The organism is Polaribacter sp. WD7 (assembly GCF_003335085.1).
In the GTDB taxonomy this organism is placed as follows: domain Bacteria; phylum Bacteroidota; class Bacteroidia; order Flavobacteriales; family Flavobacteriaceae; genus Polaribacter.
In genome coordinates, this window is sequence record NZ_QPEJ01000017.1 from 290,361 (window position 1) to 303,401 (window position 13,041).

General features: G+C 30.9%; 14 protein-coding genes. 4 read left to right on the forward strand and 10 right to left on the reverse strand.

What is annotated here, in order from left to right:
• Positions 1-15: 15 nt before the first annotated feature.
• Genes DUT90_RS07640 through DUT90_RS07650 form a run of 3 tightly spaced genes read right to left on the reverse strand, consistent with a single transcriptional unit; the run spans position 16 to position 3,187 of the window.
• Positions 16-1,260: an ABC transporter permease gene (locus tag DUT90_RS07640; protein ID WP_114426571.1), complete on the reverse strand. Its 1,245-nt coding sequence runs from the start codon at positions 1,258-1,260 to the stop codon at positions 16-18.
• A 2-nt stretch (positions 1,261-1,262) separates the two neighbouring features.
• Complete coding sequence (locus tag DUT90_RS07645; protein WP_114426572.1) at positions 1,263-2,492, reverse strand: ABC transporter permease; 1,230 nt, start codon at positions 2,490-2,492, stop codon at positions 1,263-1,265.
• 2 nt (positions 2,493-2,494) lie between these two features.
• A complete protein-coding gene (locus DUT90_RS07650) occupies positions 2,495-3,187 on the reverse strand; it encodes an ABC transporter ATP-binding protein (protein ID WP_114426573.1) in 693 nt (230 codons plus the stop codon).
• 186 nt (positions 3,188-3,373) lie between these two features.
• Here DUT90_RS07650 and DUT90_RS07655 point away from each other — a divergent pair, with 186 nt between their 5' ends.
• Both DUT90_RS07655 and DUT90_RS07660 read left to right on the forward strand, forming a co-directional pair.
• Positions 3,374-3,790, forward strand: coding sequence for a thiol-disulfide oxidoreductase DCC family protein (locus tag DUT90_RS07655; protein WP_114426574.1), 417 nt, complete (start codon positions 3,374-3,376; stop codon positions 3,788-3,790).
• Positions 3,791-4,447: an HAD family phosphatase gene (locus DUT90_RS07660; protein WP_114426575.1), complete on the forward strand. Its 657-nt coding sequence runs from the start codon at positions 3,791-3,793 to the stop codon at positions 4,445-4,447.
• Between the two features lie 136 nt (positions 4,448-4,583).
• Here the strand turns inward: DUT90_RS07660 and typA are convergent, their stop codons facing one another.
• The gene (typA, locus tag DUT90_RS07665) at positions 4,584-6,356 is read right to left on the reverse strand and encodes a translational GTPase TypA (protein WP_114426576.1); all 1,773 of its coding nucleotides are present in this window, start codon (positions 6,354-6,356) and stop codon (positions 4,584-4,586) included.
• A gap of 163 nt (positions 6,357-6,519) precedes the next feature.
• Between typA and DUT90_RS07670 the strand changes: the two genes are divergently transcribed.
• Both DUT90_RS07670 and DUT90_RS07675 read left to right on the forward strand, forming a co-directional pair.
• Positions 6,520-7,101: a Crp/Fnr family transcriptional regulator gene (locus DUT90_RS07670; RefSeq protein ID WP_114426577.1), complete on the forward strand. Its 582-nt coding sequence runs from the start codon at positions 6,520-6,522 to the stop codon at positions 7,099-7,101.
• A gap of 63 nt (positions 7,102-7,164) precedes the next feature.
• Entirely contained in the window at positions 7,165-7,899 is a 735-nt protein-coding gene (locus DUT90_RS07675; protein WP_114426578.1) for an SDR family NAD(P)-dependent oxidoreductase, read from the forward strand.
• 107 nt (positions 7,900-8,006) lie between these two features.
• Here DUT90_RS07675 and moeB read toward each other — a convergent pair whose 3' ends face one another.
• The 6 genes from moeB to DUT90_RS07705 are packed head-to-tail and all read right to left on the reverse strand — an operon-like array spanning position 8,007 to position 13,021.
• A complete protein-coding gene (moeB, locus tag DUT90_RS07680) occupies positions 8,007-9,068 on the reverse strand; it encodes a molybdopterin-synthase adenylyltransferase MoeB (protein WP_114426579.1) in 1,062 nt (353 codons plus the stop codon).
• Between the two features lies 1 nt (position 9,069).
• A complete protein-coding gene (gene thiH / locus DUT90_RS07685) occupies positions 9,070-10,182 on the reverse strand; it encodes a 2-iminoacetate synthase ThiH (RefSeq protein WP_114426580.1) in 1,113 nt (370 codons plus the stop codon).
• 3 nt (positions 10,183-10,185) lie between these two features.
• Positions 10,186-10,956, reverse strand: a complete 771-nt coding sequence (locus DUT90_RS07690) for a thiazole synthase (protein ID WP_114426581.1) — start codon at positions 10,954-10,956, stop codon at positions 10,186-10,188.
• A 53-nt stretch (positions 10,957-11,009) separates the two neighbouring features.
• Entirely contained in the window at positions 11,010-11,657 is a 648-nt protein-coding gene (gene thiE, locus DUT90_RS07695; RefSeq protein ID WP_114426582.1) for a thiamine phosphate synthase, read from the reverse strand.
• 5 nt (positions 11,658-11,662) lie between these two features.
• Positions 11,663-12,424 (reverse strand): hydroxymethylpyrimidine/phosphomethylpyrimidine kinase, encoded by a 762-nt coding sequence (locus DUT90_RS07700; protein WP_114426583.1) that lies wholly within the window; start codon positions 12,422-12,424, stop codon positions 11,663-11,665.
• Positions 12,425-12,433: 9 nt separating this feature from the next.
• Positions 12,434-13,021: a thiamine phosphate synthase gene (locus DUT90_RS07705; protein WP_114426584.1), complete on the reverse strand. Its 588-nt coding sequence runs from the start codon at positions 13,019-13,021 to the stop codon at positions 12,434-12,436.
• Positions 13,022-13,041 lie beyond the last annotated feature (20 nt).

Sequence of the window (13,041 nt, forward strand, 5' to 3'; positions counted from 1 at the left end):
GATTTGTTGATTGGTTTATTCTTCTCTTAATGCTTCAATTGGTTTTACTACTGTTGCCATATGCGCAGGTATTAGACCTATTAGGGTACCTAACACAATTAGGGTTATAAATGCGATAAATATAATTGGAATATTTACTGTTGGGTTTACTAAAGCTGCGTCTTCTCCTTGGCCAAAAAGTGAATCTATTACAAACAAAATAAGGCCTCCAAAAACAATACCCAACATGCCTGCCACTGTAGTTAAAAACACAGATTCTAGTATTATTTGTTGTCTAATACTTTTAGGTGTTGCACCTAAAGCTCTTCTTATTCCTATTTCTTTGGTTCTTTCTTTTACGGTAATTAATAGAATATTACCAATCGCAAAAACTCCGGCAATTAAGGTAGCTATACCTACAAACCAAGTTAAAAATTGCATACCTGTTAAAAAGTCGGTAAATTTTGCGAACTCTGTACCCAAATTAAAAGACCCAAAAGCTCTTTTATCTTCAGGATGTACTTTGTGTAAACTTTTTAGAGTTAATTTAATGTCGCTTTCTAATTGTTTGATATCTGTATTTTGGTCTGCTGTAATAACCATCCAGTCAATATCGTCTGCTGTATTGTATACTTTTTTAAAGGTAGAAAACGGAATGTATGCTGTATCTCCATCTAAATCTATTCCTTGTGATGGTCCATAAACACCTATAACTTTATAATTGATACTATTTATTTTGATATATTCTCCAATGGGTACCACACCTTTATCAAACAATTGTTTGTACATATCTTCTGATATAACTGTTACTTTAGCATACGATGACATGTCATTTTGATTGATAAATCTCCCATAGATTAGTTTCTTTTTTTGAATCATGTCTAAAACAGGATAATCTCCGCTTACTTGAAAAGTACCCGATTTAAAATTATGTACAAGTAAATTACTAGTTTGATTTCTAGGAGCTAAAAATTTAATTTTATCGCCATATTCAGATTTTAAAGCTTCTATATCATTAGAATTTAAACTAAATCTTCTTCCTTTTTGAAAACCTTTAAATGGGGTGTCTGTTCTTTGTGTCCATACAAAAACACTATTGGTTGCAAAGTCGCCAAAAATCTTTTTGAATCCATTTTCCATTCCTCTAGCAGCGCCCAATAAAACTACCAATAAAAAAATACCCCACAATACCCCAATAATGGTAATTACAGTTCTTATTTTGTTTTTACGAATACTACCGTAAATTTCTTGCCACGAATCTGAATCGAATAAAAACTTCATAATTAATCTGCTCTTAAGGCTTCTATTGGTTTTATATTTGCTGCACGTTTTGCTGGAACATATCCTGCAATTAAACCTGCTAATATTAGCGTAATTGTTGCTCCTATTACTATTCCTGGACTTACACTTGGGTCTTTAATAAAATAATCTTCTAAAGTATCTCCAATTTGTGCAAGTATAAATGTTCCTAAACTTAATCCTAAATACCCTGCTATGGTAGTAATTAAAACAGATTCTTGTACTACCATACCTACTATAGAGGCGGGTTTAGCACCTAATGCTTTTCTGATTCCGAATTCTTTAGTACGTTCTTTTATCACAAAAATCATAATGTTGCTAATTCCTATGATACCTGCAACTAAAGTTCCTGAGCCAACTATGATAACGATTAAATAAAGGATAAACATAAATTGCCCTACACCTTTGTTGGCCTCTGCCATATTTCTTACAGAAAGAGCACTTTGGTCATCTGGATGAATATTCATACGCTTTCTCAAATCACGTTCCATTTTATTACCAAAAGCTATTGCTGCATCTAAACTCAAATCTGGATTGTAACCTAAATTGATTTGACTGATATAATCATTATTACCATACATCATTTGCGCGGTTGTAACAGGCATATATACTTGCCTTTCTTCGTTATCTCCACCATCATCAGAAAAAACACCAATAACTAAAAAAGAACTTCCGTTTAGATTTACTCTTTTATTTAGTGCAGGTTTTTCACCAAATAAATCTTCTTTTATAAGTCTTCCAATTACAAGAACTTTTGCTTTTTCTTTTAAATCTCTTTCGTTCAAGTAGCGTCCTTCATCAATAATCGTTTTTTCTAAAAATTGATGATCTGGATGAACAGCTCTTAACCTATAAGTATCTGCTTTACTTTTATAGCGAATGTTTACACTTTTAAATATTCTAGCAGTTTGGTATTGTATTTTATTGTCGTACTCTTCTTTTACGTAATCATAGTCTGCATTTCTTAGCTGAACTCTTCTTCCTGTTTGCAATCCTTTGTAGGGTTTAGACGTTTTCCAAACACGAATTGTCATAGCGTTCATAGCGTCATCAGCAAATGCATCTTTAAAAGAATTGCTTAACCCGCTAACAATACCAAAAAGTAAGGTAAATAATAAGATTGCAAAAGCCACAGTAAACCCAGAAAGTACAGAACGAAGTCTGTTTTTATTAATGCTTTGAAATATTTCTCTCCAACGATCTAAGTCAAACATAATTATACTGCTTTTGCTGCTTTAGTAAATTCGTCACTTATAATAACACCATCTTTTAACCTTACCACACGTTTTGTTTGTTCTGCAACTTCCTCTTCATGAGTAATTACAAAAACAGTCATTCCTTCATCGTTAATGGCTTTTAATAAATCCATTACAGAATCTGTTGTAGTAGAATCTAAGGCTCCTGTTGGCTCATCAGCCAAAACTACCTTTGGTTTGGTTACCAACGCTCTTGCTATAGCAACACGTTGTTTTTGCCCTCCAGAGAGTTCATTTGGCAAGTGATTAGCCCAATCTTTTAGCCCCACTTTTTCTAAATATTCTAATGCAATTTGTAAGCGCTCTTTTCTGTTCATCCCTTTGTAATACAGAGGTAATGCAACATTTTCTACTGCAGTTTTGTAAGATATTAAATTAAATGATTGAAAAACAAAACCTAAAAATTTATTTCGTAAAATAGCAGCTTTCTTTTCATTTAAATCTTTAATAAGTTGACCATTTAAATAATAATTTCCTTCATCATGAATATCTAATAAACCAACAATATTTAATAATGTAGATTTACCTGAACCAGAAGACCCCATAATAGATACAAATTCTCCTTCTTTTATATGTAAATCGATACCTTTTAAAACGTGAAGCGAATCTTTTCCTATAGGATAAGATTTGTGAAGTTTTTCAATTTTTATCATTGGTTGGTTAGTTTTAAACGAAAATACCTAAAGCTTCTCAGTGGTCTTATTAATTTTTTGTTAAATCAAAAAAACCCTTTATTAGATATCATCAACTATAAGACGAGGGAATAAAAAAAATGTTACAAGAATTTTAAAAAAAGATGAATTATCTTTGTAATAAATTAAAATAGAATTATTTGACACGTGATAGAACTGCCAAAAAATAAAAAAATTATCTTATTTGATGGGGTGTGTAACCTCTGTAATACTGCTGTACTAAAAGTTATTAAAAATGATAAAAAAAATGTATTTGTTTTTACGGCAATTCAATCTGAAATAGGACAAAAGATTATTGATTATTTAAAAATTGATACTGCTAAATTGGATTCTATAATTTTATATGAACCTGGTATTTCTTATGAGGTAAAATCTAATGCAGCACTTAAAATAATGGAAGATTTTGGCTCTTTTTGGAGCCTTAGTAAAATTTTCTGGGTTTTTCCTGAAGGTTTTAGAAATATCATTTATGATTTTGTAGCTAAAAACCGTTACAAATGGTTTGGAAAAAAAGAAAGTTGTATGATTCCAACACCTGAACTTAAAGCTAAATTTTTAGACTAAATGAAAATTCCTAAAAAGTTAAATTGTGTGATTTTTGATATGGATGGTGTAATAATAGATTCCGAAGAAATTCATAAAAAAGCCTATTATGAAACTTTTAAAGATATTGGTGTTGATGTGTCTGAAGATTTATACAAAACATTTACAGGCTCATCTACCATTAATGCTTTTCAAAAATTAATAGCCCATTTTAATTTAAATTTAATTCCTGAAGACTTAGTACTCAATAAAAGAAAGCGGTATGTTAATTTCTTTGAAAATGACCCAACATTACAACTTGTAAATGGTGTTGAAGACATTATTACATATTTCTATAAAAAAGGGGTAACTTTGATTTTAGCTTCATCGTCTGCCATGATTAATATTGATCGGGTTTTTAATCGATTTAACTTAAATCATTATTTTACAGCAAAAATTAGTGGTGCAGATTTAACAGCCTCCAAACCTCATCCTGAAATTTTTGAAAAAGCAGCATTGTTGGGTAAAACTTCAAAAGAAAACTGTATTATTATTGAAGATTCTGACAATGGTATTAAAGCAGCTAATGCTGCTCGCATTTTTGTTGTGGGTTATAAAAACCCTTTAGTAACAGACCAAACCTTGAAAAATGCAGACCTGGTAATTCAAGATTTTAATGCATTAAAATCTGTATTTTAAAAAGTGAAAATTGTAGCTTATTATTTTTTCATTCTCAGAAAAAAATGAATATTAGCTAAAAATACAAAAGCTCAGAAAGTTAATTTTCTGAGCTTTTTATATATTCTTTTACTAATTTAACTAGCAAATTGGTAGTTTACGGTCTGTAATTAATTTTACGCATACGTAAACTTTCTGGAGTTACCTCTAAATACTCATCTTCTTTAATATATTCCATACATTCTTCTAAAGAAAAATCAATTTTTGGAGCAATCTTTACGCTATCATCCGTTCCTGAAGAACGTACGTTAGATAATTTTTTCCCTTTAATTAAATTAACTCCCATATCATCAGACTTTGCATTTTCTCCGACAACTTGACCAATATAAATCTCATCATTAGGATCTATAAAGAAACGACCTCTATCTTGCAATCTATCAATAGCATACGCAGTTGCTTTTCCTGCTGCAGAAGATACAATGGCACCTTTTACTTCCTCAGAAAAATCTCCTTTGTAAGGACCGTATTCAGAAAAACGGTGATTGATGATTGCTTGACCTGCTGTTGCCGTTAAAATTTTATTACGTAAACCAATTAATCCACGAGAAGGAATAGTAAATTCTAAGTGTTGTAAATCTCCTTTAGGTTCCATCACTAATAAATCTCCTTTACGTAATGAAACTAAATTAATTGCTTTAGAAGCTACATCTTCTGGTACGTCTATAGAAAGTGTTTCATAAGGCTCTGACTTTACACCATCTATATCTTTAAAAATTACCTGTGGCCTTCCCACTTGTAACTCGTACCCTTCTCTACGCATGGTTTCTATCAATACAGATAAATGTAACACTCCACGTCCAAAAACATTGAATTTATCTTCTGTATCAGTTTCGTCTACACGTAACGCTAAGTTTTTTTCCATTTCTTTAAACAATCTGTCACGCAAATGACGAGATGTTACAAACTTACCTTCTTTACCAAAGAATGGTGAATTGTTTATGGTAAACAACATACTCATTGTAGGTTGGTCTACTTCAATTCTAGGCAATGCTTCAGGATTTTCTAAATCTGCAATAGTATCACCAATTTCAAAACCTTCAATACCTGTAATTGCACAAATATCTCCACTTCTTACTTTACTCACTTTGGCTTTACCCATTCCTTCAAAAACGTGTAATTCTTTAATTCTAACCTTTTTGGTAGAACCATCTGCTTTACACAACATGTAGTCTTTATTTTCTTCTAGATCTCCTCTATATACACGACCAATGGCTATTCGCCCTGTAAATGCAGAAAAATCTAAAGAAGTAATTTGCATTTGTGGGGTTCCTTCTCTGTAAGGAGCTTCTGGAATAGAGGCTATAACAGCATCTAACAAAGGAATAATATTGTCTGTTGGTTCTTGCCAATCATCTGCCATCCATCCGTTTTTTGCAGAACCATAAATTGTAGTAAAATCTAATTGTTCTTCAGAAGCTTCTAAAGCAAACATCAAATCAAAAACTTTTTCGTGTACTAAATCTGGAGTACAGTTTTCTTTATCTACCTTATTTACAACAACAATTGGGGTTAATCCTAATTCTATTGCTTTACCTAATACAAAACGTGTTTGTGGCATTGGTCCTTCAAAAGCATCTACTAATAATAAAACCCCATCTGCCATTTTTAATACACGCTCTACCTCACCACCAAAATCCGCGTGACCAGGGGTGTCAATTACATTAATCTTTACGTTTTTATAGTTTACAGAAACGTTTTTAGAAAGAATGGTAATTCCTCTTTCACGTTCTAAATCGTTATTATCTAATAATAAATCTGTACGCTCTTTACGATCATCTAAAATTTTAGCTTGATCTATAATTTTATCTACTAACGTTGTTTTTCCGTGGTCAACGTGCGCAATAATTGCGATATTTCTAATGGATTGCATAAGGTGCCTTCTTAAATTTCGTGCAAAAGTAATTGTTTATATACGAACTATCACAGTTTTTTTATTAAATAAAGAATTTTACTGTTTATTTTTCACTTAATTTAAAAAAATTATATTGCAAGCTTTAAACTAATAAGTTAGAATTTAATTTTTTAATATAAAAATGGATAATTTAATAACTTTATTCAACACTATATTACCCTTATCAAAAAAAGAAGAAAATCTTATAAAGGAACATTTCTGTTTAGATAATTTCTCTAAAAAGCATTGTTATCTAGAACTAGGTAAAATATGTAATCAACTAGGTTTTGTTGAAAATGGAGTTTTTAAAGTGTCTAGTTTTAAAGATAACGGAGATGAGTACATTAAATATTTTGTTACTAAAGGACATTTTTTAATAGATTTAAATAGTTTTTTTTACAATACACCTTCTACAGAGAGTATTACAGGTTTAACAAATAGTATAGTTTATACTTTGTCTCATTCATCATTTAAGATATTAGAAAACGAAGTAGTTAATTTTTCAAATATCATAAATGAATTAAAACAAAGAGCACTTTTAGAAAAATTTTCAGTAAAAAATGAAATGTTAGTTGATGATGCTTTAACTAAATATACTAAATTTATAAAACGATACCCGAAATTAGCACAAAGTATTTCTCAGAAATATATAGCATTACATCTTGGTATCTCTGAGTATACTTTAAGTCGAATTAGAGCTAAAAAACAATTTTTTGCCATTTAGCAACTTTTTCTTTTGTTAAGCAATCTACATTTGTTTTATTATTAAACATCAATTTTAAAACTTATGAAAACATTAGAAAATAAGGTTATTTTGGTTACAGGAGCTTCAAAAGGTATTGGTGCCCAAATTGCAAAAAACATGGCAAAAGAAGGTGCCAAAATTATTGTTAATTACAATAGTGATGCAATTGAAGCAGAAAAAGTGGTCTCAGAAATTACAAGTCAAGGAGGCATAGCAATACTTATTAAAGCTGATGTAAGTCAGCAAAAAGACATTGAAATTCTTTTTAAAACTGTTAATAAAACATTTGGAAAAATTACCACATTAGTACATAATGCAGGGGTTTATAAGTTTGAACCTATAGAAACTGTTACTGAAAAGGAGTTTCACAATCACTTTAACACAAATGTTTTGAGTACTTTTTTATTAACTCAAAAAGCAATAAACCATTTTAATGAAAATGGTGGAAGTATTATTAATATTAGCTCTATTGCAACTGTGAAACCGACTCCTATGACTTCGCTGTACACTGCTAGTAAAGCTGCTGTAGATGCTTTAACTAATGTATTAGCACAAGAACTTGGTAATAGAAATATTAGAGTGAATTCCATTTTACCAGGTCCAACAGAAACTGAAGGCAATAAAATTACTGGAGATGTTAAATCTTATGTTACAGCCAACACTCCTTTAGGTAAAATGGGAAAAAAAACAGACATAGCAGCACTTGCCGTTTTTTTAGCTTCTGACAAAGCTTCATTTATTACAGGACAAAAAATAGGTGTTTCTGGTGGTTTCTAATAAACTATCAATAATGAATTAAATAGATGATATTTAATTCTATAAAAGCATAAAAAATATAGTTAGATTTTTTATGCTTTTATTTTTCTATATATATGACATTAGCTTTATCTAGAAAAACACCCGCCTTTTAAGTTAATTAATGAGGATTTAAAATTAGTATTCTCTAAAAATTTAATAGCTCTTTTACTTCTATCTCCAATTTTACAATAAACAACCAAAGGTTTATCTGTTGGCAATTCTTTTATTTTAAGAGGCAATTCTTTTAACGGAATATGTATTCCTCCTATGTTAAACTCCTCTCTTTCAGAATTTTCTCTGACATCTAATAAATTGTATTTTTCTTTATCTTGAAGCAATTCTTTTAATGTAATTTCATGTTTTACTTTTTCTATCCCGCAGAAAAATTCGTAATCGTCTTCTAGCTTTTTTATGTTAGACGCATCAGATTTATCAAACTTTAATACCATTTGATTCATAGTTAGCGTATCATAAATCAACAACTTATTTGCTAATACCTCCCCTATTTCACAAATAATTTTAATGGTTTCGTTCGCTTGTAAACTACCTATAATCCCAGGTAAAACTCCCAAAACTCCAATTTCTGAGCAATTAGGAGAACTGTCTGGTTTTGGTGCTGTTGGATACAAGCACCTATACGTTCCACTATTTTTATAATTAAAAACACTTACTTGCCCTTCAAACTTAAAAATAGCACCATAAACTAATGGTTTATTAGTTAAAACTGCGGTATCGTTGGTTAAGTATCTCGTTGCAAAATTATCGCTTCCATCTACAATAATATCGTATTCTTTAAATAGTGTTATCGAATTATCTTTAGATAAGTACTCTTTGTAAACATTAAATTTTACAAACGGATTTAACTTACTAAGTCTTTCTGCTGCAGTTGTTGCTTTAGACTTTCCAATATCATCATAAGTATATAAAATTTGACGTTGTAAATTGCTTTGATCTACCGTATCATTATCAATAATACCAATAGTACCAACACCAGCAGCGGTAAGATATTGTAATATTGGGCAACCCAAACCACCTGCACCAATTACTAAAACTTTTGCTGCTTTTAATTTTTGCTGACCCGTTTCGCCTATTTTATCTAAAATTAAATGACGATTGTATTGTTTTCTTTCCGCTTTACTTAGCATAATTTTAATGACTAAATTGTTCCCAGTCTTTCCAAACCACTTCTAAACCTTGCGTTTTTAACATCGCAACTACATCTTCTGTACTACGCTCATCAGAAATTTCAAATTGTTCTAAACTTTGTGGCTCCACCGCGTAACCTCCTGGGTTTGTTTTAGATTCTGCGCTAATAGAAGTAATTCCTAAATTAACAATATTATTTCTAAAAATTTCACTTTCTCTAGTAGACATAGACAGTTCTACATCTTCATCTAACAAACGAAAAGCACAAATAGTTTGCACTAAATCAGCATCTGTCATTTCTACTTTTGGTTCTAATCCACCACTATGCGGACGCAACCTAGGAAATGAAATAGAATATTTTGTTTTCCAATAATTTTTCTGCAAATACTTTAAGTGCAATGCCGTAAAAAAACTATCAGCCCTCCAATCTTCTAAACCAAAAAGTGCTCCTAAACCAATTTTATGAATCCCTGCTTTCCCTAATCTATCTGGAGTATCTAAACGGTAATCAAAATTAGATTTTCTACCCTTCGGGTGATGTTTTTTATATTCGTTTCTATGATACGTTTCCTGATACACTAAAACTGCATACAAACCATTTTCTACCAACAATTCGTATTCATCTTGATCTAAAGGTTGTACTTCTATGGTAATATTAGAAAAATGAGAACGTATTAACTGAATTGCATTTTTAATATAGGGTACTCCTACTGTTTTATTAGCTTCTCCTGTTACTAATAAAATATGGTCATATCCTTTTTCTTTTAAAAAAGCAACCTCTTTTAAAATTTCAGCATCAGTAAGTGTTCTTCTTGGTATTTTATTGGTCATACTAAAACCACAATACGTACAAATATTTTGACACTCATTGCTTAAATACATTGGCGCATACATTTGTATTGTATTTCCAAAACGTTTTTTAGTAAGCATCCTACTTTGTTGCGCCATTTGCTCTATAAAAGGTTTTGCTGCAGGAGATAATAATGCTTTAAAATCTTCTAAATCTCTTTTTGTAGCTGCCAGAGCACTTAATACATCATTTTCAGTTTTATTAAAAATGCTTTGTAAAGTTTCATCCCAATTATAGGTGTCGAATAAATTTTGAAAAGTATTCATTTCTTAACTTAAAAAACTAGTTAGTGGACTACTTGCTTCTGCGTGTTGTTTCACAGGTGCTAATTTTGCTTCGTAAGCCATACGACCTGCTTCAACCGCCATTTTAAAAGCTTTTGCCATAGCTACAGGATTTTTAGACACCGCAATTGCCGTATTTACCAAAACAGCATCTGCACCTAGCTCCATAGCATATGCTGCATGAGAAGGAGCTCCAATACCAGCATCTACCACTACAGGCACATTGGTTTGATCTATAATAATTTCTAAAAATTCTTGTGTTTTTAATCCTTTATTACTCCCAATTGGTGCGCCTAATGGCATAACACACTGTGCTCCCACCTCTTCTAAACGCTTACATAATACAGGATCTGCATGAATATATGGCATCACCACAAAACCTAATTTTACTAATTCTTCAGCTGCTTTTAAAGTTTCTATTGGGTCTGGTAATAAATATTTTGGATCTGGATGAATTTCTAACTTTACCCAATTGGTTTCTAAGGCTTCTCTAGATAATTCTGCTGCAAAAACAGCTTCTTTTGCCGTACGTACTCCTGATGTATTTGGCAAAAGATGAATTCTTTCATGAGACAAATGTGTTAAAATATCATCTTGTTCGTTTTCTACCTCAACACGTTTTAACGCTACGGTAACCAACTCACTTTCACTTTCTAAAAGTGCTTCTTTCATTAATGCAGACGTACTAAATTTACCTGTTCCGGTAAATAATCTAGAAGTAAATGTTTTATCTGCTATTTTTAAAATATCGTTCATTTTGTTTCTTTTGATAATTTGTTCTTAGCTATTTACTAAAAACTTTTAAGCAACTATTTTTTATTAAAAGTATATTTAAGTTCTTTGGTAGAAGATGCATTTAATAATTGGTTAAACTTTTTTATCCGATCAAAATCTTGAGTTACTTCTCCTGATACTGCAATACCTGAAATTCCTGTTTCTAAGATAGCAGTAACATCATCTAACGTAACGCCTCCTATTCCTAATATTGGTGTTTCTGTTTGTAACGCATCAATTATTGCTGCGTAACCTTCTAAACCTAAAATAGGACTTAAATTTGCTTTAGTTTCTGTAAATTTAAAAGGACCTAAACCTATATAATCTACTTCTTTATTGATTAAAGCTTGACAGTCTTGCAAGGTATTTGCTGTACCTCCAATAATTTGCCATGTATATAATTCTTTTCTAGCGATTAAAGGGCAGGTATCTGTTTTACCTAAATGCACACCATCTGCTTTAATTTCTTTAGCTACTTTATAGTAATCGTTTATAATTAATCGTGTTTGAAAATGACTCGTTATTTCTCTAGCTTGTTGCGCTAGTTTTAAAACTTTATTTTCTGAAACATTTTTTAATCGTAACTGCACCAATTCTGCTCCAGAAGTACATGCTTTCTGAATATTTTCTAGATGCTCGTTATGAGTTTGTCCCTGAGAAATATAGTGTAGTTTTGGTATCATTTTTATCAGTTTTTGCAATAGTTATGTGTTCCTAATAAACTAGTATTAGAATTTAAAAATGCTTCTGTATAATATTTTGCGCTTTTACAAGCGTCTTCTATATTATTTTCTAAAGCAATAGCACTTGCTAAAGCAGAAGATAATACGCAACCACTACCATGCTTTTCGGATATTGAAGTGGCTAATGGTAAAATATTTAATTGTATTAGTTTATTGTAATACAGCTCATCAACTCCTTTTTTATCTATTCTATGTCCTCCTTTAAGGTACATATTTGTAAGACTAGAAATATGTGTGATTGTATCTTGTATATTTAATTTTGGATACAATTGTTGTATCTCATTATAATTGGGTGTTATTAAATAACAATCTTGTAATATCTTATCTAAACGATTTTGATTTTCGGTACTATGAAAATCGAAACCTGCAGAAGCTTTTATAATCGGGTCTACAATTATTTTAATTGCTTTGTCTATCTTTTTTAAACAGACTACTATTTTTTCAAGAACCTCCCAAGATGCTACAAGTCCTATTTTTACTACCGATATTTTAAACCGTTTAAAAAGTATTTCTACTTGATTGGTAATAACCTTTGTATCTGTCCAAATACATTGATTAAACTCAACATCATTCTGAACTGTAATTGCTGTACATACAGACAAACCATACAACCCATGCGCCTCAAATGTTTTAATATCGGATGTTATTCCGGCACCTCCACTAGGGTCATGACCTGCAATAGTTAATATGTATTGTTTATTGTTCACTGATAATTGCTAACTGAAAAAAACTTTCATTTTTTTAAAAACCTCAACAGGGTTTTCTACATTCCAAATGCCACCTAATACACCAACACCTTTAAAACCTAGTTTGGTAAATTTTGATAAATTATCTGGTGTTACTCCTCCCATACCAATTATAGTTTTATCGATATGATTTACATCAAAACCTCTACCCTCGTACCCTTTTTTAGAGATTGATGAAAATACCGGACTCAACAAATGATAATCAAACTCAAAATAACAAGATTCTAAATCTTCGGGTTCATGAAACGAAGAACTAATGGTTTTACCAAACATGTTTAAACCTGTAAAATATTCACTAGGATTATCTATATGATCTTTGCGTTTTTGTTCTTGAAAATGAATGCCTTTTAAATCAAACTCATTTACCAATTCGTGATGGTAGTGCACTACAATACGGTTGTGGTATTTTTTATCTATTTGATGTAAATACTCGCAATGTGCTGCGTAATCTTTATTTGGTTTTCTAAAATGATAGTATTCCAATCCTTCTTCAAATAGACGTATTAGTATGTCTATTTCATTAGGAACATCATTTTCTGGTGCTATTAAAACAATCATTGTTTTACTGTGTTTGTAGC

What these genes read in the sequence shown, in the direction of transcription:
- DUT90_RS07690 (WP_114426581.1), bottom strand. Translation starts at nt 10,956, where the DNA reads ATGAACGATATTTTAAAAATAGCAGATAAAACATTTACTTCTAGATTA.
- thiH (WP_114426580.1), bottom strand. Translation starts at nt 10,182, where the DNA reads ATGAATACTTTTCAAAATTTATTCGACACCTATAATTGGGATGAAACT.
- DUT90_RS07670 (WP_114426577.1), top strand. Translation starts at nt 6,520, where the DNA reads ATGGATAATTTAATAACTTTATTCAACACTATATTACCCTTATCAAAA.
- DUT90_RS07705 (WP_114426584.1), bottom strand. Translation starts at nt 13,021, where the DNA reads ATGATTGTTTTAATAGCACCAGAAAATGATGTTCCTAATGAAATAGAC.
- typA (WP_114426576.1), bottom strand. Translation starts at nt 6,356, where the DNA reads ATGCAATCCATTAGAAATATCGCAATTATTGCGCACGTTGACCACGGA.
- DUT90_RS07675 (WP_114426578.1), top strand. Translation starts at nt 7,165, where the DNA reads ATGAAAACATTAGAAAATAAGGTTATTTTGGTTACAGGAGCTTCAAAA.
- DUT90_RS07645 (WP_114426572.1), bottom strand. Translation starts at nt 2,492, where the DNA reads ATGTTTGACTTAGATCGTTGGAGAGAAATATTTCAAAGCATTAATAAA.
- DUT90_RS07640 (WP_114426571.1), bottom strand. Translation starts at nt 1,260, where the DNA reads ATGAAGTTTTTATTCGATTCAGATTCGTGGCAAGAAATTTACGGTAGT.
- thiE (WP_114426582.1), bottom strand. Translation starts at nt 11,657, where the DNA reads ATGATACCAAAACTACACTATATTTCTCAGGGACAAACTCATAACGAG.
- DUT90_RS07660 (WP_114426575.1), top strand. Translation starts at nt 3,791, where the DNA reads ATGAAAATTCCTAAAAAGTTAAATTGTGTGATTTTTGATATGGATGGT.
- DUT90_RS07650 (WP_114426573.1), bottom strand. Translation starts at nt 3,187, where the DNA reads ATGATAAAAATTGAAAAACTTCACAAATCTTATCCTATAGGAAAAGAT.